The organism is Streptomyces sp. NPDC059668 (assembly GCF_042734135.1).
Classification (GTDB): Bacteria; Actinomycetota; Actinomycetes; order Streptomycetales; family Streptomycetaceae; genus Streptomyces.
In genome coordinates, this window is sequence record NZ_JBHWEL010000032.1 from 62414 (window position 1) to 88515 (window position 26102).

General features: G+C 72.6%; 25 protein-coding genes. 10 read left to right on the forward strand and 15 right to left on the reverse strand.

Annotated elements, in window-relative coordinates; translation table 11 throughout:
• Both ACFV2J_RS23070 and ACFV2J_RS23075 read right to left on the reverse strand, forming a co-directional pair.
• Positions 1 to 549 (reverse strand): flavoprotein, encoded by a 549-nt coding sequence (locus ACFV2J_RS23070; RefSeq protein ID WP_385081719.1) that lies wholly within the window; start codon positions 547 to 549, stop codon positions 1 to 3.
• 210 nt (positions 550 to 759) lie between these two features.
• A complete protein-coding gene (locus tag ACFV2J_RS23075; RefSeq protein ID WP_385081718.1) occupies positions 760 to 1218 on the reverse strand; it encodes a nuclear transport factor 2 family protein in 459 nt (152 codons plus the stop codon).
• 108 nt (positions 1219 to 1326) lie between these two features.
• Between ACFV2J_RS23075 and ACFV2J_RS23080 the strand changes: the two genes are divergently transcribed.
• Positions 1327 to 1914 (forward strand): TetR/AcrR family transcriptional regulator, encoded by a 588-nt coding sequence (locus tag ACFV2J_RS23080; RefSeq protein WP_385081717.1) that lies wholly within the window; start codon positions 1327 to 1329, stop codon positions 1912 to 1914.
• A 130-nt stretch (positions 1915 to 2044) separates the two neighbouring features.
• Here ACFV2J_RS23080 and ACFV2J_RS23085 read toward each other — a convergent pair whose 3' ends face one another.
• Both ACFV2J_RS23085 and ACFV2J_RS23090 read right to left on the reverse strand, forming a co-directional pair.
• Complete coding sequence (locus tag ACFV2J_RS23085) at positions 2045 to 2239, reverse strand: ferredoxin (RefSeq protein WP_385081737.1); 195 nt, start codon at positions 2237 to 2239, stop codon at positions 2045 to 2047.
• Positions 2240 to 2258: 19 nt separating this feature from the next.
• Entirely contained in the window at positions 2259 to 3446 is a 1188-nt protein-coding gene (locus ACFV2J_RS23090) for a cytochrome P450 (protein ID WP_385440317.1), read from the reverse strand.
• 421 nt (positions 3447 to 3867) lie between these two features.
• Between ACFV2J_RS23090 and ACFV2J_RS23095 the strand changes: the two genes are divergently transcribed.
• A complete protein-coding gene (locus ACFV2J_RS23095; protein ID WP_385081715.1) occupies positions 3868 to 4494 on the forward strand; it encodes a LysE/ArgO family amino acid transporter in 627 nt (208 codons plus the stop codon).
• 412 nt (positions 4495 to 4906) lie between these two features.
• Positions 4907 to 5350 (forward strand): nitroreductase family deazaflavin-dependent oxidoreductase, encoded by a 444-nt coding sequence (locus tag ACFV2J_RS23100; protein ID WP_385081714.1) that lies wholly within the window; start codon positions 4907 to 4909, stop codon positions 5348 to 5350.
• 186 nt (positions 5351 to 5536) lie between these two features.
• On the opposite strand, the gene ACFV2J_RS23105 is transcribed toward ACFV2J_RS23100, so the two are convergent.
• The gene (locus tag ACFV2J_RS23105) at positions 5537 to 6640 is read right to left on the reverse strand and encodes a cation diffusion facilitator family transporter (RefSeq protein ID WP_385081713.1); all 1104 of its coding nucleotides are present in this window, start codon (positions 6638 to 6640) and stop codon (positions 5537 to 5539) included.
• Between the two features lie 76 nt (positions 6641 to 6716).
• Here ACFV2J_RS23105 and ACFV2J_RS23110 point away from each other — a divergent pair, with 76 nt between their 5' ends.
• On the forward strand, positions 6717 to 7055 hold the full coding sequence (locus ACFV2J_RS23110; RefSeq protein WP_385081711.1) for a DUF4235 domain-containing protein: 339 nt from the start codon (positions 6717 to 6719) through the stop codon (positions 7053 to 7055).
• A gap of 35 nt (positions 7056 to 7090) precedes the next feature.
• On the opposite strand, the gene ACFV2J_RS23115 is transcribed toward ACFV2J_RS23110, so the two are convergent.
• The 3 genes from ACFV2J_RS23115 to ACFV2J_RS23125 all read right to left on the reverse strand — a co-directional run bounded on the left by ACFV2J_RS23115 (position 7091) and on the right by ACFV2J_RS23125 (position 8875).
• Positions 7091 to 7483 carry a VOC family protein gene (locus ACFV2J_RS23115; RefSeq protein WP_385081709.1) on the reverse strand — a complete coding sequence of 131 codons (393 nt, stop codon included), beginning with the start codon at positions 7481 to 7483 and terminating at the stop codon, positions 7091 to 7093.
• An 80-nt stretch (positions 7484 to 7563) separates the two neighbouring features.
• A complete protein-coding gene (locus ACFV2J_RS23120) occupies positions 7564 to 8025 on the reverse strand; it encodes a pyridoxamine 5'-phosphate oxidase family protein (protein WP_385081707.1) in 462 nt (153 codons plus the stop codon).
• A gap of 118 nt (positions 8026 to 8143) precedes the next feature.
• Positions 8144 to 8875, reverse strand: coding sequence for a helix-turn-helix domain-containing protein (locus ACFV2J_RS23125; RefSeq protein ID WP_385081706.1), 732 nt, complete (start codon positions 8873 to 8875; stop codon positions 8144 to 8146).
• A gap of 118 nt (positions 8876 to 8993) precedes the next feature.
• Between ACFV2J_RS23125 and ACFV2J_RS23130 the strand changes: the two genes are divergently transcribed.
• Both ACFV2J_RS23130 and ACFV2J_RS23135 read left to right on the forward strand, forming a co-directional pair.
• Positions 8994 to 10487 carry an APC family permease gene (locus tag ACFV2J_RS23130; protein ID WP_385081705.1) on the forward strand — a complete coding sequence of 498 codons (1494 nt, stop codon included), beginning with the start codon at positions 8994 to 8996 and terminating at the stop codon, positions 10485 to 10487.
• 42 nt (positions 10488 to 10529) lie between these two features.
• Positions 10530 to 12158 carry an amidohydrolase gene (locus tag ACFV2J_RS23135; protein WP_385440324.1) on the forward strand — a complete coding sequence of 543 codons (1629 nt, stop codon included), beginning with the start codon at positions 10530 to 10532 and terminating at the stop codon, positions 12156 to 12158.
• A gap of 252 nt (positions 12159 to 12410) precedes the next feature.
• Here ACFV2J_RS23135 and ACFV2J_RS23140 read toward each other — a convergent pair whose 3' ends face one another.
• From ACFV2J_RS23140 to ACFV2J_RS23165, 6 genes are all read right to left on the reverse strand, one after another.
• Complete coding sequence (locus ACFV2J_RS23140; protein ID WP_385081703.1) at positions 12411 to 13706, reverse strand: cytochrome P450; 1296 nt, start codon at positions 13704 to 13706, stop codon at positions 12411 to 12413.
• A complete protein-coding gene (locus ACFV2J_RS23145; RefSeq protein ID WP_385081702.1) occupies positions 13703 to 14308 on the reverse strand; it encodes an ATP/GTP-binding protein in 606 nt (201 codons plus the stop codon). Before ACFV2J_RS23145 ends, ACFV2J_RS23140 begins: the two co-directional genes overlap by 4 nt.
• Complete coding sequence (locus tag ACFV2J_RS23150) at positions 14289 to 14663, reverse strand: DUF742 domain-containing protein (RefSeq protein WP_385440329.1); 375 nt, start codon at positions 14661 to 14663, stop codon at positions 14289 to 14291. The genes ACFV2J_RS23145 and ACFV2J_RS23150 overlap by 20 nt, the downstream gene beginning before the upstream one ends.
• A complete protein-coding gene (locus ACFV2J_RS23155) occupies positions 14660 to 15070 on the reverse strand; it encodes a roadblock/LC7 domain-containing protein (protein ID WP_385081699.1) in 411 nt (136 codons plus the stop codon). The genes ACFV2J_RS23150 and ACFV2J_RS23155 overlap by 4 nt, the downstream gene beginning before the upstream one ends.
• A gap of 5 nt (positions 15071 to 15075) precedes the next feature.
• Complete coding sequence (locus tag ACFV2J_RS23160; protein WP_385081698.1) at positions 15076 to 16944, reverse strand: ATP-binding protein; 1869 nt, start codon at positions 16942 to 16944, stop codon at positions 15076 to 15078.
• A 207-nt stretch (positions 16945 to 17151) separates the two neighbouring features.
• The gene (locus tag ACFV2J_RS23165; RefSeq protein WP_385081697.1) at positions 17152 to 18744 is read right to left on the reverse strand and encodes an oxidoreductase; all 1593 of its coding nucleotides are present in this window, start codon (positions 18742 to 18744) and stop codon (positions 17152 to 17154) included.
• A 153-nt stretch (positions 18745 to 18897) separates the two neighbouring features.
• Here ACFV2J_RS23165 and ACFV2J_RS23170 point away from each other — a divergent pair, with 153 nt between their 5' ends.
• From ACFV2J_RS23170 to ACFV2J_RS23180, 3 genes are all read left to right on the forward strand, one after another.
• Positions 18898 to 19260, forward strand: coding sequence for a DUF1304 domain-containing protein (locus ACFV2J_RS23170; RefSeq protein WP_385081696.1), 363 nt, complete (start codon positions 18898 to 18900; stop codon positions 19258 to 19260).
• The gene (locus tag ACFV2J_RS23175) at positions 19257 to 19811 is read left to right on the forward strand and encodes a TetR/AcrR family transcriptional regulator (protein ID WP_385440333.1); all 555 of its coding nucleotides are present in this window, start codon (positions 19257 to 19259) and stop codon (positions 19809 to 19811) included. Before ACFV2J_RS23170 ends, ACFV2J_RS23175 begins: the two co-directional genes overlap by 4 nt.
• Before the next feature lie 418 nt (positions 19812 to 20229).
• On the forward strand, positions 20230 to 22572 hold the full coding sequence (locus ACFV2J_RS23180) for a SpoIIE family protein phosphatase (protein WP_385094642.1): 2343 nt from the start codon (positions 20230 to 20232) through the stop codon (positions 22570 to 22572).
• Positions 22573 to 23051: 479 nt separating this feature from the next.
• Here ACFV2J_RS23180 and ACFV2J_RS23185 read toward each other — a convergent pair whose 3' ends face one another.
• Positions 23052 to 23450, reverse strand: a complete 399-nt coding sequence (locus ACFV2J_RS23185; protein WP_385094639.1) for a hypothetical protein — start codon at positions 23448 to 23450, stop codon at positions 23052 to 23054.
• A 603-nt stretch (positions 23451 to 24053) separates the two neighbouring features.
• On the opposite strand from ACFV2J_RS23185, the gene ACFV2J_RS23190 reads away from it, so the two are divergent.
• Positions 24054 to 25982 (forward strand): N-acetylmuramoyl-L-alanine amidase, encoded by a 1929-nt coding sequence (locus ACFV2J_RS23190; RefSeq protein WP_385094636.1) that lies wholly within the window; start codon positions 24054 to 24056, stop codon positions 25980 to 25982.
• Positions 25983 to 26102: the final 120 nt, after the last annotated feature.

Below are 26102 nucleotides of genomic sequence, written 5' to 3' on the forward strand. Positions count from 1 at the left end.
TCAGGTGCGGGCGTCGAGCAGGTCCAGCGCCCGCTCCCAGCGGAACTCCGCACGCCGCCCGTCCGCGTCCGGCTCCCCCGAGTAGCGTTCGCCGAACCGGACACCCATGCCCCGCAGCCGGTCGAGGCTCGCGCGGTACGCGGGGTGGGCCGCCAACGCGTCGCTCACACAGGGCAGTACGGCGATCGGGACGCCGAGACCGTACGCCTCGCACAGGGTGCCCAGGGCGAGGGTGTCCGCGGTGCCGGCCGCCCATTTGTTCACGGTGTTGAAGGTGGCCGGAGCGACGGCCACCGCGTCGGGGGCCGGGAAGGGGCGCGGGTCGCCGGGGGCCCGCCACGCGGACCGGATCGGACGGCCGGTCCGTGCCGCGACGGCAGCCGTGTCGAAGAACCCGAGCCCCTGCGGGGTGGCGATGACGCCGGCCTCCCAGCCCCGCTCCTGTGCGGCGGCGATCAGCCCCCCGACGTCCCGGGCGACGCCCGCCGCGCAGACGACGACGTAGAGGAAGGGCCTTGGGGCGGGGGTCGGCCCGGTGCGTTCGGTCACCCGGGGAACCCTAGGTGCTGTCGCCCGCCACCGGGATCGAGGGACCCTGAGGGCTGTCCCGTGATCCCCGGTGGATCAGCGCGCGGCGTCGGATGCGGTGCGTCGCAAGGCGGAGGGTCGTCCCCTTGCTTGGTGTATTCGGGCGGTCCGACAACGCGGCGAGGTGCCGTAGTTGTCGTCGTGCGCCCACCGGGGATCACGGGACAGCCCTCAGCGGAGCGGCAGGGACGCCCCGCCTTCGGCGTCGGAGCGCGGGCCGAAGAGACGGCGGTCCTTCTCCTCGATGGGCACGTCGTCGATGCTCGCCTCGCGGCGGGTCATCAGCCCCTGCCCGTCGAACTCCCACAGTTCGTTCCCGTACGACCGCCACCAACGGCCGTCCGCGTCACGGGACTCGTACTGGAAGCGGACGGCGATGCGGTTGCCGTCGAAGGACCAGAGGTCCTTGCGCAGGGCGTAATCCCGCTCGCGCGCCCACTTCGCGGTGAGCAGGTCGACGATCGCGGCGCGGCCGGTGACGAAGGTGTCGCGGTTGCGCCAGACCGAGTCCTCCGAGTAGGCGAGCGAGACCTGGTGGGGGTCACGGGTGTTCCAGGCGTCCTCGGCGGCCCGGACCTTCTGGAGGGCGGTCTCCCGGGTGAAGGGCGGCAGGGGCGGGCGTGCGGGCATGAGCGGTTTCCTTTCCGGACGGGCGGAGCAAGGAGCGAGAACGTACGTTCTCCGGACCGGCTGCTAACGTAGAGAACGTTGGTTCTCGCGTCAAGGAGCCCCCTGCCCATGGACATCACGAGCGCTCGCGGACAAGCCCTCGCGCAGGCCCGGGAACAGGCGCTGGACGCCGCGGAGGAGCTGTTCTACGCCCGCGGCATCCAGACCGTCGGCATGGACGACATCCGGGGCGCATCGGGCGTCTCCCTCAAGCGGCTCTACCAGCTCTTCCCCGCGAAGGAACTGCTGGTCGAGGCCTACCTGGAGCGGCGCGACATCCGCTGGCGGCGCCGGCTGGCCGACCACGTCGACCGGTACGAGGAACCCGAGCGGCGGATCCTGGCCGTGTTCGACTGGCTCCGGCTGTGGTTCGGGGAACCGGACTTCCGCGGGTGCGCCTGGATCAACTCCTACGGCGAACTCGGCGCCACCTCATCGCGCGTGACCGGTCAGGTCCGCGCCCACAAGAAGGCGTTCAGGGACTATCTCGGCGTCCTGGTGACCGACGCGGGGCTGCCGGACGTCCTCGCCGATCAGCTGTGTCTGCTCGCCGAGGGAGCCATGGTCACCGCGGGCATCGCGCGCGGGGCGGACGCGGCAGGACACGCGTCGGCGGCGGCCGCGACGATCATCTCGTCCGGCAGGCACACCGGTTAGCCGTACGCCACGGCACCGGACCCGCCCGGGCCGCGACGGAGGTACGGACGTACGCAGGGGGTACGGGGAGGTAAGGACGTAGGGAGGTACGGACCCGAGGAAGGCGTCCCCGGGTCCGCGGGAGGTGTCCTCAGGCCTCCGAGACGGTGATGGCGCCCACCGGGCAGGCCCGCGCGGCCTCCCGGACCAGCGGGTCACCGCCGCCGTCCTCACGGCCGGGGAGCACCTCGCTGAATCCCTCGTCGTCCTGTGCGAAGACGCCCGGAGCGGTCAGCGCGCACTGTCCCGCACCGATGCAGACGTCCTTGTCGATAGCGATGTCGATGGTCATGCCGGTAAGCCTCTTACCAGGTCACGGGGAGTTCCAGCATCCCCTGGATCGTGTCTCCGGGTTTGAAGGGGATGTCGTCCGCCGGCGCGTCCAGCCGCAGACCGGGCAACCGGTCGAACAGCGACAGCAGGGCGATCTCCATCTCGGCACGCGCGAGGTTCTGGCCGAGGCACTGGTGGATGCCGAAGCCGAACGCGACGTGGTGACGGGCCGGACGGTGCCAGTCCAGGGCGTCCGGCTCGGGGAAGGTGTAGTCGTCACGGTTGATGACGGAGGTCGAGAACACGACGCCGTCGTCGGCGCGGATCGTCGCCCCGGCCACCTCGATGTCCTCGGTCGCCACCCGCAGCAGACCGTCGGCGATGGAGAGGAAGCGCAGCAGCTCCTCCACCGCGGCGGGCATGAGTGCCGGCTCCGCGCGCAGCTCCGCCAGCTGCTCCGGATGCCTGAGCAGGGTGAACGTGCCCAGCGAGATCATGTTCGCGGTCGTCTCGTGACCGGCGACCAGCAGGATCGTCGCGAGGCTGATCAGCTCCTCGCGGTCCACCTCGCCGTCGCGCAGCCGGTCCTGGATGAGCTCGTCGAGGAGTCCTTCGCCCGGGTCCTTCTGCTTGCGGTCGATGAGCGACCCGAAGTACGCGTCCAGCTGGTCGCGGGCGTCCTGGGTGTCCGCGGCGGTGGGGCCGCGCAGCAGCCTGCGGGACTGCTCCTCGAAGAACTCGTGGTCGGCGTAGGGGACGCCGAGCAGCGCGCAGATCACCATCGACGGCACGGGGAGCGCGAAGTCGCCGACCAGTTCGGCGGGCGCGCCCTTCTCCTCCATGGCGTCGAGCAGCCGGTCCACGGTCTCCTGGATGCGCGGGCGCAGGGACCCGATCCGCTTGAGCGTGAAGCTGGGGACCAGCATGCGGCGCTGGGTGTGGTGCGCGGGATCGTCGAGCCCGAGGAGTGCCACCCGGCGGTCGCGGGCGGAGGCGAACCGCTCCGTGGGCATCGGGAACGCCGGACGGGTGCGGTCGGACGACAGCCGCGAGTCGGTGAGCAGCTCACGGGCGGTGCCGTGGCCGGTGACGACCCACACGCTGCGCCCGTCGTACAGGGAGACCCGCGACAGGGGGCGCGCCTCGCGCAGGGGGGCGTACGCCGTGGGCGGGTGGTAAGGACACGTGCGGTCCTGGGGGAAGGCAACGGGTTCTGTCATGAGTGACCTCGCATGCGATGGTTCCCTCTTGCCGATCTTGCCGCTCTCATTAGATGCCCCAGGCATCTACAGAGCCACTCGAAGTTCGGCCAGATGCTCCGGTCGGGCGGTCTGGCCGAACGCCGTCGCCCGGTGGGGCGCCGACCGGGTCCTCGCGGGGCGGCGGGCCGGCGCGTGGCAGGGACCGTGGCTCGAACCGCCCGCTCACGGCACGGTCGGCACCCGTCCCAGGTGGCTCGGCGGTGTCCCTCGCGACTCCGGCGGCGACCCTCGTAATTCGCTTGCACGGACCGCCGCGGAGGCCCGAGGATCTGCGCATGTCCATGTTCGAAGCCTTCCTGCCGCCGACCTCCGCCGCCACTCGTCCGGTGCGGGTCCAGCAGCAGCCCGGCCGACCGCGGAGGCCCTCGCTTCCCCGATCGTGACCGCCGCGCTCGTCGCGGGGCTGCTCGCGGGCTATGGCATCGCCATCCCCGTCGGAGCGGTCGCGACCTATCTAGTGTCCCTCACCGCGCGTACGTCACTGCGGATCGGCGGGTCCGCCGCCCTGGGCGTCGCGACCGCCGACGGGGTGTACGCCCTGGTCGCCGCGCTCGGCGGCGCCGCGCTCGCCACCGCGCTCCAGCCGGTGCTGACACCGTTGCGCTGGGTGTCCGGGCTGGTCCTGGTCGCCCTGGCGGTACGGAGCACCGTCACCGCGCTGCGCCAGTACCGCGAGCGGCGGCTCACCGCCCGCGCCACGAAGGATCCGGCGCACCCGGCGCGCGCGTATCTGACGCTGCTGGGGATCACCCTCCTGAACCCCACCACCATCGTCTACTTCGCCGCGCTGGTCCTCGGCAGCCGGGCGACCGAGGCGGTACGGCCCCTGGAGCAGGGGGTGTTCGTGCTCGCCGCGTTCCTCGCGTCGGCGAGCTGGCAACTGCTGATCGCCGGCGGCGGCGCGCTGCTGGGCCGGGTCCTGACGGGCCACCGGGGACGGCTGGTCACGGCGCTCACCTCCAGCGCCGTGATCATGGTGCTGGCCGTACGGATGCTCGTCGCCTGACCGTGACCACGCGGACCGGTGGTGCGCGCCCGGCTCGCGGAAGCGGGCGCCCGCGTCGGTACGGGTGGACCGCGGACGGATCCACGGGGTCGCCGCGCGCCCGTGCTCGGCCCGTGGCCGGCTGAGCTTCCGGTCGATCCGTTCGGCGTACAGCTCCGTGATCCTTTCGGGGCCGCCGGCGCCGATCCGGCGCGGCGGCTCCCCGGTCACGCCACGGGTCGTCGGAACGTGTGCGGTGACCGCCGGCATGGGGCCGCCTCGTCGTCGTCCCCCGCCGGGAACGGCTCCACCGTCCCGCACGGCTCCCGCGTCCGCGATCACCCACGGCGTCATGGTGCGGATGAATCGCGTCCGCACTGGTGTTGAATCATGCCGAGACAGGTTCAGTACGACGCGAGATGGGACGGAAGTCATGCCTCTTGAGGGTGAGTACGAACCCAGCCCGACGCAGTGGGTGCGCGAGCAGGTGGAGTTGTACGAGAGCTCCGGCGGCACCGAGGGGACCACACTGCAGGACACCGGACTGCCGGTCATCATTCTCACGACCCGCGGTGCGAAGAGCGGAAAGATCCGCAAGACCCCGCTGATGCGCGTCGAGCACGACGGCCGTTACGCGGCGGTCGCCTCGCTCGGCGGAGCCCCCAAGCACCCGGTCTGGTACTACAACGTGAAGTCCGATCCGCACGTCGAACTCCAGGACGGCGCCCGGCGCCGGGACCTGCGCGCGCGTGAGGTCACCGGTGCGGAGAAGGACGAGTGGTGGGAGCGCGCGGTCGCGGCGTACCCCTCGTACGCCGACTACCAGAAGAAGACGGACCGCGAGATCCCCGTCTTCGTGCTGGAGCCGACGGACTGAGCGGTGCGGACGCCCGTGCGGCGGCTCCTCCGGCAACGACGCGCAATGCGTGACCGCGGTCCCGGCGGCGCCCGGCCGGGGGCCCTGGCCGCGTTCGCGCCGAGTCCCTCGCAGGGCGCCTGAAGCCGCCGCCGGGATCCCGTGGACGCGGCGTGCATGAGCCGTAGCCCGCCGGGCACCCGTGCCTCAGGCCCCGCCGCGCTCCCCCGTCGCGGCGGGGTCTTCCGCTGTCCCGTCCTCGCGCGCGGCGGCCCGGGCCGCCGCCGCGTCGGTCACGTCCAGGAAGATCTGGTCCGCCTCCGGCACGGTGTGCGCGACGGAGCGTTTGATGCGGACGGCGACTTCCTCGACCTCCTCGCTGTCCAGGCCCGGTACGAGGTCGATCCGGGCGGCGACCAGGGTCGAGTCGAGGCCGATCTCCATGGTGAGCAGCGACTCCACGCTGTCGATCTCGGGCTGTGCCTCCAGCAGGGCCCGTATCCGGCCGCTCGATTCGGGGTCGGCGGCCCGGCCGATGAGCTGCTCGCGCGCGTCGCGGCCCAGCCAGTAGGCGACGCCCACCAGGAGCGCTCCGATGGCGAACGAGGCCGAGGCCTCCCACACGATCTGCCCGGTGATCATGTGCAGCGCCATGCCGATGATCGCGAGCGTGACGCCCAGCACCGCGGTGCCGTCCTCGGCGACCACCGTGCGCAGGGCGGGGTCGCGCAGCCCTCCGACGCCGCCCTGACCGCGCGCCTGGTGAACCGCTCGGAACAGGGACGCGCCCTCGGCGAGCAGGGCGACGACCAGGACCGCCAGCCCCGCCACATAGCCGCCGGACGACTCCTCGCCGCCCTTCTTCAGCGCCTCGAATCCCTGGAAGAACGAGAAGCAGCCGCCCATCACGAAGATGCCGACGGCGGCGAGCAGCGACCAGAAGAACCTCTCCTTGCCGTAGCCGAACGGGTGCCGGCGGTCGGCGGGCCGGCGGCTGCGGCGCAGGGCCGCGAGGAGGAAGACCTCGTTCAGGCTGTCCGCCACGGAGTGTGCCGCCTCGGAGAGCAGCGCGGGAGAGCCCGTGAGCAGCCCGCCCACCGCCTTGGCCACGGCGATCAGGAGGTTGGCTCCGAGGGCCACGAACACGGTCAGGCGCGTCTTGTGGTCCTGCCCCTTCGGCTTCGGCGACGGCTCCGACCGCGCCGGTTCCCGCGGCTCCGTGGAGGGTTCCGACGGCTTCGGCCGGTCCGACCGGTCCTGCGATGTCCGATTCACCCCGTCCGATTGCCCAGGCCCGCGCGGCTCACACATCGGCGGATGGTGCGGCCCTCTACCAGGGGCCCGGATTCGGTGGCACCGTCGACTCGGACCACAGGAGGAGACCCACATGCCCAAGAAGCGGAAGAAACTCAAGCTCCCTCTCGCCTACAAGCCGCTGGGGTTCGCGCTGGGCTGGGCGAGCGGGGCCCTGGCCGGGCTGGCCTTCGAGGCGGCGTGGAAGGCGGTGCGTCACGAGGAGGACGCTCCCGACGCACTGGACAAGGACCGCGGCTGGGGTGAGGTGCTGCTCGCCGCGGCCCTCCAGGGCGCGCTGTTCGCCGTCGCCCGCAGCGCGGCGGACCGCACGGGCGCGAAGGCCGTCGAGCGTTCGACGGGGGTCTGGCCGTCCCCGGACAAGGGGAAGGGGAAGGGCAGAGCCAAGGGCGCCCCGGGTTTCAGGAGCTGACGGCCGTGTCCGCCGGGCCCGGGGCGACGGCGGGTTCAGCCCAGCTTCGGCGCCATGGTGGGCGTGAGGCACAGGGTGAACGAGTGCCCCGACGGGTCGGCGTAGCCCCGCTCCTCGAAGGGTCCCGCGGCGTCCTTGGTCTCGATGGGGCGGCCGCCGAGACCGACGATCCGGCGTTCCGCCTCGTCCAGGTCCGTCACCTGGAAGTCCAGATGGACCTGGAGGGAGTTCTCGGGGCGGGGCCAGCTCGGCGGTGTGGCCGTGAGGTCCCTGCGGAACCCCATCCGCGTCCCGTCCGCACCCCTGATGTCGATGCGGTTCGCGCTCGTGTCCGTCTCCTCGCCGTCGAGGAGTTCACGGTAGAACGCGGCGAGCTTCTCGGGCTCGGCGCAGTCCAGCACCACCACGCCTGCCAGTACCAGTGCCATGCTTCCTCCGTAGGGGATCGGGGGCGCGGTCGGCCGGGCCGTCGCTGCCCCGCGCCTCCCGGATACCCCGTCCTGCGGAATCAGTCGTCCACGAGCCACTCGCCGTCCCGCATGAGGTCGCGGCCGGCGATCTCGTCGGCCTCGCGCCAGGCCTGTACCCACCGCGGAGTGACCCGGAAGTAGAGATAGGCGGTGGTGAGGCGGCGCGGATCGAAGCCGGTCCGCTCGGCGAAGGCGTCGCCCGCACCGGCGGGCAGTCCGGCGGCTTCCAGTGTCTCCACGGTGCCGTCGACGACGACCACGTCGCGGGTCGGCCCGAAGGCCAGGCGTACCCTGCCGGTCGTCCGCAGGTTGCGGCCCGTCGGACTGGCCGCGGGCGTCGCCAGCAGCAGTGTCGTGCCGTCCCAGTGGTAGGACAGCGGGATCAGGTGGGGCGCCGCCCCGTCGGGGGCCGCGGTGGACACCCAGACGTCGACGTCCTGTTCCAGCCGGTGGAGCGTGTCCTGGGTGCGCTGCTTCAAGGTACGGGCGGGCGGGGTCATGTGCGGTCAGCCTCCTGAGGCCGTGCGGGGACAGGTCCGGGGAAATGACGGGGCAGCGTGCGGCGGTGTGACAGGCGGGAGGTCCCCTCGGTCGTGTCGTCCACTCCGCCCGCTGGGTCTACTCCGTCCGCCGGGTCCGCGAGGGCTGCTGCATCTCGTCCAGCCGGGCCGCCGCCGCCGACAGCAGGAGGTCGAGCGCGGCCGGGTAGGCGCTGCGCCGCATGTCGGACACCAGGTGACGGGCCGTCGCCGCGATGTGCGGGTGCGTGGCGGGGGACAGTCGCGCGTACGTCGCCCGCCACACCCCCGCCTCCGCCTCGCGGGCGGCCCGGGGAAGGGCCACGCTCGCCGCGTCGAGGGCCGCGAAGGCCAGCGCCTGGTCGACGAACGCGTGGTAGATCCGCACGGCCTCGACGTCGGGAAAGCCGGCGCCGCGCAGCACACCGAGGATCGTCTCCACCGCCGCGATCTCGTGGGCCCGGCCCGTGACGCGGTACGAGCTGAGCACCGCGGCCTGTGGATGGGCGAGCGATCCGGAGTGCATCCGCAGGCCCAGGTCGCGCAGGTCGGCCCGCCAGTCCCCGGTGGGACGCCAGGTGCGCAGCGTACGGCCGATGAGTTCGTCCGCGATGGCGAGCAACAGGTCGTCCGTGTCGCGGAAGTACCGGTACAGGGCCGTGGGATCGGCGCCGAGGGCGAGGCCGAGCCGGCGGACGGTGAGGGCGTCGGCGCCGTGCTCCTTGAGCAGCCGCAGCGCCGTCTCGACGATGAGCTCCTCGGAGAGGACGACCCCCGTCTTGGTGGGGCGTCTGCGCCGCCGGGCGGCGGGCGGGACGACTCGTTCGGCCATGGGCTCTCCCTCCGGTGCGGGCACCTTATGTCAACGGCGTTGACCTGTTAAGGCCCCGGGCAGTTTCATTTCCGGTCATCGGGCCGGAACCAGGCCCCGGGTGCGATCGGAGCAGGCCATGACGCAGCAGCCGTACGGTGTGGATCCCCCGTCCCTGCGCAAGTCCCTCGGTGTCGTGGACGGCGTCGCGATCGCCGCGTCCAGTACGGCGGCGACCACCAGCATCGGCATCGGGCTGGGCGTGACGGCGGGCGTGGTCGGCCTGCATCTGCCCGCCATCATGCTGCTGGCCTTCCTCCCGGTCCTGGGGATCGCGGGCGCCTACACCCGGCTGAACAAGGTGGAGCCGAACGCGGGCAACGGCTATGTCTGGGTGGGCCGTTCGCTCACTCCCTGGCTCGGCTTCCTGGTCGGCTGGGTGAACATCGTGGCCACCGTGGCCTTTCTCGCCTACACCACCGCCGTGACCGGTTCGGCCATGCTGCAACTCGCCGGTGAGGCGGGGCTGCACGAGGTGGGCGGGCTCGCCCTGGACCCGGGTTCGACCGCCCAGACGACCGCGGTGGGCGTCGTGGTCCTCGTCGCCGTCACCCTCACCGCGGTCACCGGGGTCAAAGCCGCCGCCCGGTTGCAGGGCGGGCTGCTGGTCTTCGAGTACGTCGTCCTGCTGGGGTTCTGCGGATACGGCATCGTCACCGGTCCGCACGCCTTCCGGCTGAGCTGGTTCGACCCGTTCCAGATCCCCTCGGCCTCGGCCCTGGCGCAGGGCATGCTGCTGTCGGTGTTCTGCTACTGGGGGTTCGAGGCGGCGTTCACCGTGAACGAGGAGGTGCGTGACCCCAAGGACGCCTCGCGGGCCGGGATCATCACGCTGGTCACGATGCTCGGACTGTTTCTCCTCGGCTCGGTCGCCTTCCAACGCGTGCTGTCCGAGGACGAGTTGGCGGGTCACGGCGCCCAGGGGCTGGCGTACTTCGGTGACCGTCTCGCCTCTCAGCCGCTCGCCGCGCTGCCTCTGGTGGCGCTGATGTTCTCGGCCGTCGCCTCCTTGCAGGCGGGGGTGATCCCGACGGCTCGCGGGATGTTCGCGATGAGCCGGGACCGCACGCTGGGGCCGGTGTGGGCCAAGGTCAGCTCCCGGTACGGGACTCCGGCGGCCGGGACCCTGCTGATCGGCGCGCTGGCGGCGGCGGTGGCGGCGCTCGCCCTGGTCATCCCCCGGCTCGCCGACATGATCATGGCCACGGTGAACGCCGTCGGGATCGTCGTCGCCCTGTCCTACGCGCTCACCGCGCTCGCGGCGGCGGTGCGCTTCCGCGGCCTGTTGCGCGAGGACTGGCGTCAGGGGATACGGGCTGTGGTGCTCCCCTCCGTGAGCGCCGCGGCCCTGCTCGGCCTCGGTGGTTACCTCGCCTGGTCCTTCTACATCTCCACCGATCACCTCGAAGTCAGCGCGGACAACGGGTGGTTCCTGCTGCTCGTGCCCGCCCTGATGATCGCCTCCGGGTTCATCGCGGCCGCCTGGGCCAAGTGGGTGCGCAGATCCCCGTACTTCCGCACCGGCCGCGGCACCGACGCCGACGCGCCCCAGTTGCTGGCCGCACCCCGCTGACCCCTCCCCCGCACCGCCGACACCCGACCCAGGAACGGACTCATGCACGCTGACCTCCTGTTCACCGGTGGACCGGTCCTCACGCCCGAGGGCCCCACCGCCACCGAGGTCGCCGTCACCGGCGACCGGATCACCGCCGTCGGGGCCGCGGCCCGCGACCTGACCGGCCCCCGGACCGAGGTCGTCGACCTCGCGGGACGGCTGCTCCTGCCGGGTTTCCAGGACGCGCACCTCCACCCGGTCCCGGCGGGACTGGAACTCGCCCAGTGCGACCTGACGGGCGCGCGGACCGCCGAGGAGACCGTGCGCGCCGTCCGGGCGTACGCCGACGCGCACCCCGACCGGGAGTGGATCACCGGCGGCGGCTGGTCCATGGAGGCGTTCGAGGGCGGTACGCCGACCAAGGAGGTGCTGGACGCGGTCGTACCCGACCGGCCGGTGTACCTGCCGAACCGGGACCACCACGGCGCCTGGGCCAACAGCCGCGCCCTGGAGCTGGCGGGTGTCACCCGCGACACTCCGGACCCGGCCGACGGGCGTTTCGAGCGGGACGCCTCGGGCGAGCCCACCGGGATGCTCCAGGAAGGGGCCATGCGTCACGTCGGCCGGCTCACCCCCCAGGCCGGTCCGGCGGACCGGCTCGCCGCGCTGCTGCGCGCCCAACGCCATCTGCACGCGCTCGGCATCACCGCCTGGCAGGACGCGCTCGTCGGCGCCTTCGTGGGGATGGAGGACCCGTCGGACGCGTATCTGACGGCGGCCCGCGAGGGCTCGCTGACCGCGCGGGTCGTCGGCGCGCTGTGGTGGGACCGGGAACGCGGGGCCGAGCAGATCCCCGAACTCGTCGAACGCAGGGCGGCGTTGAGCCACGGCCGGTTCCGCGCCACCAGCGTCAAACTGATGCTGGACGGGGTCGCGGAGAACGGCAGCGCCGCCCTGCTCGATCCCTATCTCGACCCGTGCGGCTGCGCCACCGCCAACCGGGGCAACAGCTTCATCGACCCGGCCCGGCTTCCCGAGTACGTGAGCGAGTTGGACGCCCTCGGCTTCCAGTGCCACTTCCACGCACTGGGCGACCGGGCCGTACGGGACGCCCTGGACGCGGTCGAGGCCGCACGGAAGGCGAACGGAACGAACGACACACGTCCGCACCTGGCCCACCTCCAGGTCGTGCACCCCGACGACGTACCCCGCTTCGCGAGGCTCGGCGCCACGGCCAACATCCAGCCCCTGTGGGCCGCGCACGAACCGCAGATGGACGAGCTGACGATTCCCTTCCTCGGACCCGAACGGGCCGCCCGGCAGTACCCGTTCGCGTCGCTGCTGCGGTCCGGGGCGCGCCTCGCGGCGGGCAGCGACTGGCCGGTCAGCAGTCCCGATCCGCTCCAGGGCATCCACGTCGCGGTCAACCGGGTGGCCCCGGACCGGACCGGGCCGGTGTTCCTGCCGGCCGAACGCCTCGGGCTGACGGCCGCGTTCACCGCGTACACCGCGGGATCCGCGTACGCCAACCACCTCGACGACACCGGGAGCGTGCGGGCGGGGGCGCTGGCGGATCTCGTGGTGCTGGACCGTGACCCGTACGCCGGACCGCCCGAGGAGATCGGCGCGACGGGGGTCGCCCTGACCTATGTGGGGGGTGAGCGGGTCCACGAGGCACCGGGCGCCTGACGGCGGCGGTCCGCGCCGCCGGGGTCGCGCGCGAGGCCGCACGGACGGAGTCGCGGACGCCGGGCACCCGGCGCCGAGGTCACGGCGCCGAGGCGACCGCGCCGAGGTGACTGCGCCGAGGCGACTGCGCCGAGGTCATGGCAAGAGCGTTCAGGCGCCCGGCGCCCGGCTGGGCAACCATCTGGTGGTGTGGCACCCCGTCGGGCCGTGCCGCCCGTGCCGGCCACCCGGCCGGGCGGGGGTACCGTCCGTTCACTCCTCCCCGGTCTGCGCCTCGAACTCGACCGGCAGCCGGTCCAGTCGGGATTCCCAGGTCGAGGCCGTCGAGGTGAGTTCACCGGCCGGCACGGCCAGCCGCAGGCCGGGCAGCCGGTGCAGCAGGACGTCGACCGCCGTCCCGATGACGGCCTGGCCGATGTCCTGTCCGGGGCACTCGTGCGCGCCGCCGCTGAACGCGAGGTGCGACCGGTTGCCCCGCACCGGGGCCCCCGCGTCGGGCCGGATCTCCGGGTCCAGGTTCCCGGCGCCGAGCCCGAGCACCAGCAGGTCGCCCTCCTTGACGTGGTGCCCGGCGAGTTCGAGGTCCACGGCGGCGAAGCGCCCCGGCAGGACGGCGAGCGGCGGGGTGTTCCACAGCACCTCCTCGACCACGGCGGAGACGTCCAGCTCTCCGCTGACCAGTCCGGCGAGCCGGGAGGTGTCGGTCAGGACCAGTTGGAGCACCCGGGCCAGCAGATTGCTGGTCGTGGTGTGCGCGGTGACCAGCACCAGGCACAGATGGCTGAGGATCTCGTGCTCGTCGAGGCCGGCCTCGTGCCCGATCAGCCCGGTGGTGAAGTCCGCGCCGGGCTCCGCGCGTTTGCGCTCGGCGAGATCCGCGAGGGTGCGCGTGATCAGGGCGTTGTGGGCGAGGGCGTCCGCGCCGCCCTTGACGACCTGGGCGCAGGAGACGGCGAGCCTGCGCCCCTCGGCCGCCGGAAGACCGAACAGCCGGGTCAGGACGAGCATCGGCAGGTGCTCGGCGAACTCACCCACCAGGTCGGCGCTGCCCGTGCCGGCGAACGCGTCGATCTGCCGGTGGGCGAAGTGGGCGACGTGGCGCCGGATGCCCCGTCCAGCGACGGTGCGCAGGCTGTCGGTGACCGCGCCGCGGAGTCTGCGGTGCGGCGCGCCGTCCTGGGACACGCAGTCGGGCCGCCAGCCCAGCATCGGGATCAGCGGTGACGTGGCGTCGACACGGCCCTCCTTCCGGTCCCGCCAGATGCGGGCGTCCCGGCTGAACTGACGGGCGTTGTCGAGCACCCGTCGGTTCTCCCGGTAGCCGAGGACCAGCCAGGCGGGAACGTCGCCCTCCAGGAGGACCGGGGCCACCGCCCCGTACTCCTTGCGCAGCCGGGCGTAGATGCCGTGCGGATCGGTCGCCGCCCCGGGTCCGTACAGCCGGGTGGTGCCGCCGTCCGCACCGCCCTCCTCCGGGCCGGTGGCGCCGCCGTGGGCGACCGGGCAGCGGCGGGGGGCGTCGGGGTCGTGCGCGGACCGGTCGTTCATCGTGGCTCCCGAGCGGCGGCGGAGCGTTCCTGAAGGTGGCGTACGAGGGCGATGAGGACGTCACGGCCGGAGGCCCGGTCCCGGGCGTCACAGGTCACGATCGGGGTGTCCGGAGGGAGGTCGAGGGCGTCGCGGATCTCCTCGACCGGGTGCCGCGGAGAGTCCGGGAAGACGTTCAGGGCGATGACGAAGGGCACGTCCTGCCGTTCCATCTCCTCGATGGCCCGGAAGCTGGAGGCCAGACGCCGCGTGTCCACCAGGACGACCGCCCCGAGGGCGCCCTTGAACAGGCCGTTCCACAGGAACCAGAACCGCTCCTGGCCCGGCGTCCCGAACAGGTACAGCACCAGTTCGTCGTTGAGGGAGATCTTGCCGAAGTCCATGCTGACGGTGGTCCGCGTCTTGCCGGCCACCCCGACCAGCTCGTCGGCGCCGGCGCCTGCCTCGGTCAGCGTCTCCTCGGTGGTCAGCGGTTCGATGTCGCTGACCGAGCCCACCAGGGTGGTCTTGCCGGTGCCGAAGCCGCCGGCGATCATCACCTTCACCGAGCGGGGGCCGCCGTCCGACCCCCGGTCGGGACGGTCAAAGCCTTTGGAGTCCACGGAGTACCTCCTCCAGGAGTGTGCGGCCGGGCCCACCGCCGGCGTCCGACGCCGGGACGGGATGGCGGGCCTCGACGCGGCCCGCGTCCAGCAGGTCGGCCAGGAGCACCGCGAGGATGTTGAAGGGCAGTTCGAGCCGGGCGCCGAGTTCGGCCACCGAGAGCGGCTCGCGGCAATGCCGGAGGATGTCCTCGTGCTCGCGCTGCATGCCCGGGGCGGGTACGGCGCGGGAGACGACGAGGGTCGCGACGTCGAGGTCCGCCGCCGGCCCGTCGCCCGGCCCGCTGCGGCCGCCGGTGAGGACGTAGTAGCGCTCAAGGCCGGACGGGTCCGTCGGCCGGCGGGGAGCACTCATCCAGGGTGTTCCTCCGAGCGCGGCTCGGTGCCGAGGAGTTCACCCATCCTGCGGGCCAGATCCCTCATCTGGTGACCGAGAAGGCCCTGGTCGAGGCCTTCCCGGGCCAGCACTCCGAGGTAGGTCTCCACGCCGGCCCGCACCACGAACAGATGACCGCCGTCGACCTCGATCATCGCCAGCCGCAGCCCCCCGGCGTAGCGGGGGAACTGCTCGGCCACCGGCTGGGCCAGTGCCTGAAGACCCGCGACCACGGCGGCGAACCGGTCCACATCGTCGGGGTCGTCGGCACCGTAGGAGGTGATGGCCTTGCCGTCGCTGGAGGCCACGAGGGCGAAGCGGATCTCCTTGATGCTCTCCGTCAGATCGCGGAGCGCCCAGCTCACGTCGGTTCCCTGTTGCGTCATGTGAACTAGTCGCTCTCTTCGGTGCGGTGCTCGGTGGACTCGGGTCCGGCGGCCGTCCCGCGCGGCGGCGCGCTCTCCCGTCCCGCCGTGGCGAAGGCGGCAAGACCGGCGAAGGACGCGTAGGGGGGTACCGCGGCCACGGATTCCTCGCTGCGGACCGCCGGGCCGGGGACGGGCGCGCCACCGGACCGGGACCGCGAGGCCCCGGTCCGCGCGCCGCGGCGCCGGGGAAGTCCGCCGGGAGTGGTGTCCGGCCCCTCGTCGTCCCTCGCGCCCTGGTCCGCGGCGCTCCCGGCGGCCGGGGCGGGGTCGGTGACCGTGGCGGGCAGCGGGCTGAAGTACTTGTGCGGTACGACGACGACCACCGAGGTGCCGAGCCAGGGCGAGTCGGCGAGGGTGACCCGGATGCCGTAGCGGCGGGCCAAGGTGCCCACCACGCGCAGGCCGAGGTTCGCGTCCTCCGAGATGCCGCCGAGGCCCGGCCCGGCCGCGGTGCCCGCGAGGGTGTGCGCGGCCTCGTGCTTCTTCTCCTCGCTCAGCCCCTTGCCCGCGTCCTGGATCTCGATGCCGACCCCGTTGGGTACCTCACGGCCGGAGACGAGCACCGGTTCGGTGGGCGGCGAGTAGCGTGCCGCGTTGTCCAGGAGGTGGGCGAAGATCAGCGTGAGGTGGTCCACCAGAGCGCCGTCGACGCCGAGTTCGGGCAGATGACGGACCTGGACGCGGTCGAAGTCCTTGATGCGGCCGATTCCGCCGCGTACCACGCTGAGCAGGCGCTGCGGCTCCTGCCACTGGCGTCCGGGCCGGTCCGAGCCGCCGAGCACACCGATGCTGGCGGCGAGACGGTCGGCGGGGCCGATCTCCTGGTCCAGCTCCATCAGGCCCCGGGCCACCGCGGGCAGCCGGCCGTGCTCGCCCTGCATCTCGTGGAGCCGGCCGCGCAGCCTGCTGGTCAGCACGTGCATGCGGTTGCCGATGCTGATCACGGCCTGCTCGGCCGAGGTGGAGCGGTCGAACTCCGCCTCGACGCCGATCAACGCGGTGCGCAGGATCTTCCGCAGTTCGGCGCGGAGTTCGGGGCTCGCGTCCGTATCCCGCGCGACCTCCGGCAGGATGTCGTCGACAGCCTCGCCGGCCCGCAGGCGTTCGAGGGCGCCGGGAAGATAGGTGTCACCGAGCCTGCCGACGACCGCCAGTTGCACCGCGAGCCGCTCCTGCCAGACCTGGGTCCGTGCGGCGATCCCCGTCTCGTGGGCCTCTGTCTGCTCGGCGAGCCGCGCGTCGTGGGCCCGCGCCTGCTCGGCGAGGCGGGCCTCCTGGACCCGGATCTCTTCCGCGAGCCGTGCCTCGTGGGTTTGGGTCTGCGCCGCGAGCCGTGCCTCGTGGGCCTCTGTCTGCTCGGCGAGCCGTGCCTCGTACTCCTCGGACCGTTCGGTGAGACGCGCCTCGTGGTCGTCCGCCTGTTCCGCGATGCGGGTTTCGTAGGTCCGGGTCCGCTCGGCGAGGCGGTCCTCGAAAGCGCGGTCCTGTTCGGCCAGTTGCCCGTCGAGGACCGAGCGTTCGGTGGCGAACTTCCGCTCCAGACCGGCCACGTGCTGCCGCGACTGCTCGGTCCGCCTGGTCTGCTCGGCCCGCGCGCCGCGGAGGTCGTCCGCGGTGCGGCGCAGTTGGGAGCGGGTGCGCAGGAGGAGCCGTACACAGACCGCGCCTGCCGCGGTGGCCGCCGTGCCGGCGAAGGCCGCGGGGATCTGGGCCTGGTCGGGTCCGGCGACCGCGGCGGCGACGGTTCCGGCTCCCAGCGCGACCGGCATCAGCCACCAGCTGTACCAGACGACGGGTGCCCGCGCCGCCGGGGGCGAAGTGGCGAGTTCCATCTGCATCCTTCAAACCAGCACGCTCGGACACAGGGGGGTGTGCGGGCACCGTACGCGTCGTACGCGCGGCACGGGACGATCGAGTGTGTCCGTCTCAACTCGCCTTGTTCCAGGGGAGCTTATCGGGTTCTAGATCAAAAGGATCAACCGAGCACCGCGGACCGGCGCGTACGCCGTCACTCTCCGGCAGGAGTCCGCGGACGGGTGTCAGGTCCGGCGGAGCACGCGGTTGGCGCCCGCGGCGGCCGTCGTCGCGAGCAGCCAGCCCAGGCAGACGAGGACCACGGCCGCCCACTGCAGGCCGCCCCGCGGGCTGAACGCCTGTTCCTGTCCGAAGTCGACGAGCGGCAGCACCAGGTCGAAGGTGTAGACGGCCGCCTGGAAGTGGGGCGGCTTGCCGGGGTCGACCGCCTGCGGCGGCCAGCGCGTGAAGAGCAGGATGCCGCTCAGCATGATCGCGCACAGCCACCACACGGCGCGCATCGGCCGGTATCCGTAGCCGACGGTGAGGTCCTGGAAGCCGCTCCACACCCGTCCCGGCCACGGCAGTGTGCCGCGCAGCCTGCGCTGCTGGGCGAGCAGCACCGTGCGGGCGTCACGGTCGTGGCCGTGCTGCCGGTAGGTGGCCGCGAGTTGTTCGTAGGGCTGCGGGGTGAACCCCTCGGGGTCCCGCGCGAGCAGCGGAAGCCGTTGCCTGGCGGGCAGTTGGGGAAGCAGGCTGTCGTAGACCATGCCGTCCATGCGCAGTGCCCTGGGCCAGCTCTCCGGGGTGGCGTTCAGCACCGTGACGCGGGTGTGGCTGAGGGAGACCGCGCCTTTGACGGGTTCCCTGAAGCGCAGGTCGAGTTCGGAGGCGGTGGAGCGCCGGCTGATGAGGGCCGGCTGTCCGGCGGGCACGTCGATGAGGCCGTCCTTGAAGCAGAACCGGCTGCGCACCGTGACGCTGCTCATGGAGAGCCTGCCGAGTGCGGTGAACCCGTCGCAGAGATTGAACTCGGCCCCGACGTCTATGCCGTGGGCGCGCAGGGCCGGTGCGGGCCCGGCGGAGAGCGAGGCGTCCTCGAAGAGGGCTCCGCCGCCCACCCGGGCGTCGCACAGGTCGACGGTGCCCTCGGCGACCAGGCCGCCACGGCAGTTCAGGTTCCCGCCGATGTGCAGCCTGTTGGCCTTGAGGGCGGTCCCCGACGGGTTGCGCAGTTCGGCGCCCGTGAGCACGACGCTGCCGCGCACGGAGGTGTCCCGCAGGTCGGTGCAGCCGTCGACGACGAGGCCCGAGCCGGCCTGGATGTCGCCGCCGACGGTCGCGCACAGGAGTTGCAGGGCGCGTTCGCCGCGTCGCTCACCGTGCCCGGTCAGACGACTGTTCTCCAGGTGCAGGGTGCCGCCGATCGAGGCGCCGTACAGATCAACGGGTCCTTCCACCCGGCACCCGGTGATCTCGCACTTCCCGCCGATGGTGACGCCGACCCCGGTGAGTCCGGGCAGCCGGCAGTCGCGCAGTTCGAGGGCGCCCAGTGCCGCGCCGTCCAGGCAGGGGATCTGCTCGAAGCGGCAGTTGCGCAGCCGCAGGGTCCCCGCGACGACGGCCTCGGCGAGGTCGAGCCGCCCGGTGATCCGTACGTCCCTCAGCCGCAGCCGGGGCAGGTGGCCCGGTTCGGCGGGCGGTGGCGCGAGCAGCAGTCTGCGGACGACCGCCGCTCGTACCTCGCCCCCGTCCGCGTACCACTCGCCCCTGCGGAAGGCGGCCCACATTCCCCGCTCGCTCCCGCTCCATCCGCCTGGCGCGAGGCTGCCCGACACGTGAACTCCCCCTCATGCAAAGGAAACCGCTGCATCGCTCTACCCAGCGGGCGCACGGCACAACCAGAGGTACACCTGGACTTCCTGGACAGCTGTCCAGTTATAGTGGACACCTGTCCAGGATTTCGGATCACATGAGGGAGCTCACCGACGATGGAGACGGTCGCGAACGTGCTGGTGGGCCTGGTGGCCGCGCTGCACGTGTACATCCTGGTGATGGAGATGTTCCTGTGGGAGAAGAAGCCGGGGCGGGGGCTGCACGGCTTCGATCCGGAGATGGCCCGGGCGACCGCGCCGATGGCCGCCAACCAGGGGCTCTACAACGGTTTCCTGGCCGCGGGCCTGGTGTGGGGCCTGCTCGCCGCCGATCCGACCGGCTTCCGCGTGCGGGTGTTCTTCCTGGTGTGCGTCGTGGTCGCCGGGGTGTACGGAGCGGTCACCGCGAACCGGCGCATCCTCTTCGCGCAGGCGCTGCCCGGCGCGCTCGCCCTGGCCGCCGTCCTCGTCGCCCGGTGACGGCGGGGGACCCTCGGGCGGCCCGCACCCGGGAACGGCTGCGGCAGGCGCTCCTCGCGGAGTGCGCGGAACGCCCGCTGGAGGAGGTGGGCGTCGCCGCGCTGGTGCGGCGCGCCGGGGTGGGCCGGGCCACGTTCTACGTGCACTACGCCGACCTGGAGGCGCTCGCGGTGGACGCCTGCGCCGATGTCGTGCGCGAGGCCGTGGACGCGCTGCACGCGTGGCGCGGGCGGCCCGACCCGGTGTCGGCGCCGCCCGCGCTCCTCTCGTTCTTCAGCGGTCTCGTGCCGCACGCCGGTCTCTACCGGGCCCTCCTGAGCCCGGGCGGAGGCGGCCCGCTCGGTCACGTCCTGCACCGGGACCTGCGCGCCCGCAGTCTGGCCGAGCGGACCCTCGCGGGCGCCCCGGACGCCGCCCTCGTCGCCTCCGCGGTCGCCGCCACCTTCGCCGGGGTGCTCGCGGACTGGCTGCACGGCCAGTTGGACGGCACGCCGGAGGAAGTGGCCCACCAGGTGTGGCAGTTGCTGGTGGCCCTGCACATGAGCCGGTGACACCTCACCCGCGGACCACCGCGTCCTTCACCTCGGGCCGCCCCCGCCCCCTGAGGCGCTGTACAAGCACATGACAGCCGAGGCCCGGGGATCGTGACGTCCGGGACCGTGATCACGGCCCTCCGGCCGGTTCGACACCCGCGGCGGCCGACACGGGTGTCACACATTGCGCACATAAACGGTCATACCTGGAAAGCCCGCGACAGTGACGTCGCCCGGAGCGCACGTGCACACCACACAAGGCGTCGAGGTGCGGCGCTTCTCCTGATCGGTCCGTGAGCTTCGGAGCCCGCCCACCGGTGCGGGAACGGCGTTCCCGCACCCGAGGACTTCGTACGCAGTCCGCGGAACAGTCCGTTGGCCGCGCTCCGCGCTCGACAGGCCGGGCAGTGGTTCCCGACTCCGTTAGGAACAGTGCGTGATCACCTCTCCCCCTCTCCCCGACCCCGCTGTGGTCTCCCGGTGGAACGCCGTCCCCGACCTCGTCGCCGGCCGGGCCGGTGGCTGCCACGGCTCCCTGCGATCGCGCCTGCGGCTCGTCGCCGTCCTCCTGGTACTGGTGGGCGTCATCGCCCTCGACGGGGCGTTCGTGCCCACCGCGGGCTGGGCGACCCTGCTCGCCGCCGTCTCGGCGGCGGCGGCGACGTTCGCCGGCCCCGCGCTCACCGGAGGAGTCGTCCTCGCGTCGGGCGCCGCCAGGATCGGCCTCGACCTCAGCCGCCCTCGGCCCCTGCTCGCCACCGCCTCGCATTCCGTCACCCTGCTCGCCGTCTGCGCGGTCGTCATCGGGTTCTGCGCCCTGCGACAGCGTCACCGCGTGGAGGTGGACACCCTGCGCACCCTCTCGGAAATCGCTCAGGGGGTCGTTCTGCGTCCCCTTCCCGACCGGCTCGGACCGCTGCGTGTCGCAGCCACCTATCAGGCGTCCGACGCGCACGCCGCGGTCGGCAGCGACCTGTACGGGGCCGTCCGCGTCCCCGGTGCCACGCGGGTCCTGATCGGCGACGTCCGCGGCAAGGGCTTGCAGGGCATACACGAGGTGGCGGCCGCGCTCGGCGCGTTCAGGGAGGCCGCCCGCTGCTACCCCACCCTCCCCGAAGTGGCCGCTCACCTGGAGGCCAGCATCCGCAGCCATCTGGAGGAGGTCGTCGAGACCGACCACGAGGCCGGCGAACGCTTCGTCACTGCACTGCTGCTGGAGATCCCCGACGACCAGCACGTGGTCCGCACGGTCAGCTGCGGCCACCCCGCGCCCCTGCTCGCCCGCGGAGGCCGCGTCACCCTCCTGAAGCCCCAGCGGTGCAGCCCGCCCCTGGGCCTGGGAAGCCTCTCCGCCCACGACCACCACCAGGACACCTTCCCCTTCGCCGCCGAGGACGTCCTGATGCTCTACACCGACGGCATCACGGAAGCCCGCGACGAGGCAGGCACCTTCTACCCCCTGAAGGAGCGGGTCGCCTCCTGGACCGGCACCGACCCCGGGCACCTCCTCCGGTACGTCCAGGGCGACCTCTCCCAGCACATCAGCGGCCCGCTGGGCGACGACGCCGCCATGATCGCCCTCCAGCGGACCCCCGGCCGCACGACCTCCCGGACACCCGAACCCGCGACGGCCGGAACACCGGCCCCGGCGCGGGCAGGCCACCGCGGCGATCCCACCGGAGGAGGGCGGACGGTCCCGCCCGGCCCCTCCCTCGGTCCGGCCACGGGAGTCACGCGGAACGCGGCACGCCACCGCGTCCTCATGGTGATGTTCGACGGTGTGCAGTCGCTCGACGTCACCGGACCCTTGGACGTGTACGCCGCGGCCAACGAACACGGCGGCGACTACCAGCTGACCACCGCCTCCCTCGACGGGCAGCCGGTGCGCACCACCGCCGGACTCCGGCTCGTGCCGGACATGGCGCTCGGCGACGTCGACTACGTGGTCGACACACTCGTCGTCCCCGGAGGTCCCCGGTGGTGGGAGGCGGTCGCCGACACACGGCTCGTCGAGGGCATCACGCGGCTCGCCGCCCGCGCCGCCACGGTCGCGGCCGTCTGTGCCGGCACGTTCCCGCTGGCCGAGACCGGGCTCCTGGACGGGCGCCGGGCCGCCACCCACTGGAAACTCGCCGCGGACCTCGCCGCCCGCTACCCCCGCGTCCAGGTGGACCCCGAGGCGATCTTCGTCAGGGACGGCAGGTTCATCACCTCCGCCGGGATCACCGCCGGCATCGACATGACGCTGTCGCTCGTCGAGTCCGACCTCGGTCCTGACGTCGCCCGCGCGGCTGCCAAGCACCTGGTGGTCTTCATGGCCCGGCCCGGCGGACAGTCGCAGTTCAGCGTGCGTCAGCAATCCCCTCGCGCCGGGAACTCGTCGCTGCGTGACGTCCTGGACCGGGTGGCCGCCGACCCCCGGGGTGACCACAGCCTGCAGGCACTCGCGGACAGAGCGGCGTTGAGCTCGCGGCACCTGACCCGGCTGTTCCGTTCGGAGGTCGGCACCACGGCCGGCGAGTACGTGAAACGCATCCGTCTGGAGGCGGCACAAGCGCTTCTCGAAGGCGGAGACGAACCGCTCGACACCGTCGCGCGGCGCAGTGGTTTCCGCACGGAGGAGACCATGCGGCGGGCCTTCCGCAGCCATCTGGGCGTGAGCCCCGGCACTTACCGGGACCGCTTCCGCACCACGCTGCCGGCCACCGCGCCCGCCGCCGGTGGGCGAGCCGCCGAGGGGCGAGCGGTCTGCCCCGACCTCGGCGTCCCGTCCCGCTGACCGGAGCACCCCGCCGCCGCGGACAGGTCGTATCCGAGGATCGTCCCGGACCCGCACCCTTGCGAGGGGCAGCGAACCGTTCGGGGTCTGATGGGTCTGACCGTGGGCTGACGCCTCATATGTGCCGGGGAGGTCCGACGACGGCGCGCCACCCGGCGCCCGTCCGCCCGCGTCCCGACGTCGCCCGCACTCTCATGTCGCCCGCACTCCCCCGCACGGTGCCGTGCGGGGGAGAACCGGCGTACGCCGTCCGCGAGGCCGGCCCGTCCGGCCCGTCCGGAGGAGAACCTCCTCGACCTGCCCTCGTCCCATCATGAGGGGCGGCCGTGGCGCCGGCCCGGTGCGTCAGGGACATCGGTGCCTCGGATCGGGCCATCCAGGTGGCACCCGGTGGAACGCCACCGGACCGGAAGCCCTCCAGACATGAAGGAACCCCTCCGCCGACAGCAGGTCACGAAGGAGGCTGTCGGCGGAGGGGTTCAGGAACGACGTGCGAGCGTGACGTTCCCCAGTACGTCCTGCACTATCTGCTGGACTTCGACGCGCCCGATCCGGCCGACCTCGCCGGCCCGTCCCCACGTAGCCCTCTCCGGAACGCTGCCGGCGAGCCGAAGCGCCGTCTGGGACGCCTGCCGGGAACTGCGGGCGTGATCCACGACGTAGTACCGCCAGACGGGCGGCCCCTGCGTGGTGCGCGTCTCGAGACCTACCAGCCACATCTCCGCGGGAGGCGGCGGGGGCCACTCCTCGGCGGCCGGGTCGTCGACGGAACATCCGGTGTCGGAGAGGGAGCCACCGGCGTCCCGCGGATTCTCCGACGCGGAGGAAACGGTCACGTACGCACCTCGACGGATGCATGTGTCGGCCTCGATCAACATGGCGTCTCGCCTCCCGTCCTCGGGTTCTCGCGGCACCGGGGGTGCCACGGCGTTCAGTCCAAGCTGCGGTTGCGCATCGGGCTGACTGATTTTTCTGCGTATACCTGAATGACTGAGTGGCACGCGGATTTGTGACAGCCGTCACATCGGCGGACACCTCCAGCGCCCCCGAAGCACACCGCGCCCCGCGCGCGGGCCGCCGCAGGCCGCCGCGCCCGGCAGTACGCGGGCGAGGAGCCGACGAGGACGGGCCGCGCGACGCCCCGTCGGTCACGGCCCCCGGCAGGCGCCTCACCTCAACGGGGGCGTTCCGACCGGCCGTTCACGGCAGGACCGCCGCCCGGACCGCAACTGCGCGCCCTGCCAGGCCCGTAGCGGCGGACGCCGCCCACCGCCGAAGGCAGCCGCCGGCCATGGAACCGACGACCTCCGCAGCACGTCCTGAACCTCCGGACCGAGTAACTGCCGCTGTCACAACCGGCTCGACCGGCCGGTCATACACTGTCGGCGCTTCGGGTCGGCGACATCCGTCCTCCCGCTCGATCGCCTGGTCGTGGCCTCTTTGACGACCGTTCATATCGATTTTCCGTAAGGATCAGCATCTTGCATCAGAGGAAGAAACGTCTGCGGCTCTCGACCGTGATAGCGGTCGGCGCGCTGGCCGCGGGTGGCCTGGCCACCCTGCCGTTCACCGCTCTGGCCGACACCACCGGTGACGTGGCCGACGCCTCCCGGCAGCAGGACTTCACCTCCGCGGCCGCGCAGTACCACATACCCGTCAACGTCCTGCTCGGTGTTGCCTACCAGGAGTCGGGGTGGGCGTCGCACGGCGAACAGCACAGCACCGACGGCGGTTTCGGGCCCATGCACCTCACGGACGTCACCCCGGCCATGATGGCCGGCGGCGACGCCGGCGCCGCCGGACGCGGCGATCTCACCTCCCTCGCCGCGCGGCCCGCCCTGCACACCCTGCAGGCCGCCGCGAAGCTGACGGGCCTGTCCGTGGACGCGCTGCGCGGGGATCCGGCCGCCAACATCCGCGGCGGTGCGGCGCTGCTCGCCTCCTACCAGGAGGAGTTGACCGGCGGCACGCCGGCGGACGCGGCGCAGTGGTACGGGGCGGTGGCCCGCTACAGCCAGTCGGCGCAGAAGCAGGGGGCGGTGCGTTTCGCGGACCGCGTCTTCGACACGATCCGCGACGGCGCGGCCGGTGTGACGGAGAACGGCCAGCGGGTTCGGCTGACCGCCGCGCCGTCCGTGCGGCCCGAGGACGCGCAGGTGGACCGGCTGCACCTCAAGGCGGCTGTCACCGCCGACACCGAGTGCCCGGCGACGTTGGACTGCACGTTCGTGCCGGGTTCCCCGGCCGGCGGCCAGGTGTCCAACCGGCCCGCCAACGGCATCCGGATCGACACCATCGTCATCCACGACCTGGAGTCCACCTACCAGGCCGGGATCAACATCCTCGCCGACCCGAAGAACGCCGCCTCCACGCATTACGTGATGCGGTCCTCGGACGGTGCCGTGACCCAGATGGTGCCCACCAAGGACATCGCCTTCCAGGCCGGCAACTACTCCACGAACCTGCACTCCATCGGCATCGAGCACGAGGGCTACGCCGCCCAGGGCGCGACCTGGTACACGGAGGCCCAGTACGAGGCCACCGCCGACCTCGTGAAGTACCTGGCCGACCGGTTCCAGATACCCCTGGACCGTCAGCACGTCATCGGTCACGACAACGTTGCCGGGCCGAACTCCTCGCTGGTCTCCGGCATGCACTGGGACCCGGGCAACGGCTGGGACTGGGACCACTTCATGCGCCTGCTCGGCCGTCCCCTCGGCGGGCTGCGCGGCACTCCGTCCGTGGGCTCGGTCGTGACCATCGACCCGCCCTTCGCCGACAACGTGCAGACCGTCAACGTCTGCCCCGCCGACGACCCCACCGGTGCCACCCCCGCCTGCACCGACAAGCAGCAGGCGTCGAACTTCGTGTACCTGCGCACCGCCCCGGACGCCACCGCGCCGCTCTTCGGCGACCAGGCCGTCCACCCGGCCGGCGCGGGCACCGACCGGATCAGCGACTGGGGCAGCACCGCGCAGACCGGCCAGCAGTTCGTCGTCGCCGAGGTCCAGGGCGACTGGACCGCGATCTGGTACAGCGGCGCGAAGGTGTGGTTCCACAACCCCGGCGGCCAGAACACCAGGTGCGCCTACGGGGTGAAGATCATCAAGGCGGCGGGCACCACGCCCGTGGCCGTCTACGGCTCCAGCTACCCCGACAAGTCGGAGTACCCCGCGGGCCTCGGCGCCTCCACCCAGGCCCCGCTGAGCATGTACACCGTGCCGGCGGGCCAGGCGTACGTCGCCACCCAGCCCCCCGCGGCCACCGACGACTACTTCACCTCCGGTGCGGTCGTCATCGGCGCCAAGAAGATGTACACCATCCAGTACAACCACCGGGTGTCGCTGGTCTACGCGAACGACGTCACCGCGACCACCGCCACCCACCACTGGGAGGACGGCGGGAACTGACAGTCCCGTTCTCACGCGGGGGGACCCGGCCCACTGGTGCACCAGTGGGGGCGGGGCCCCCCCCCGTCCCCGGCCCCGGGCGGTCGGGTTTAAACAACTGACGCGGCCGCCGTCCAAGCA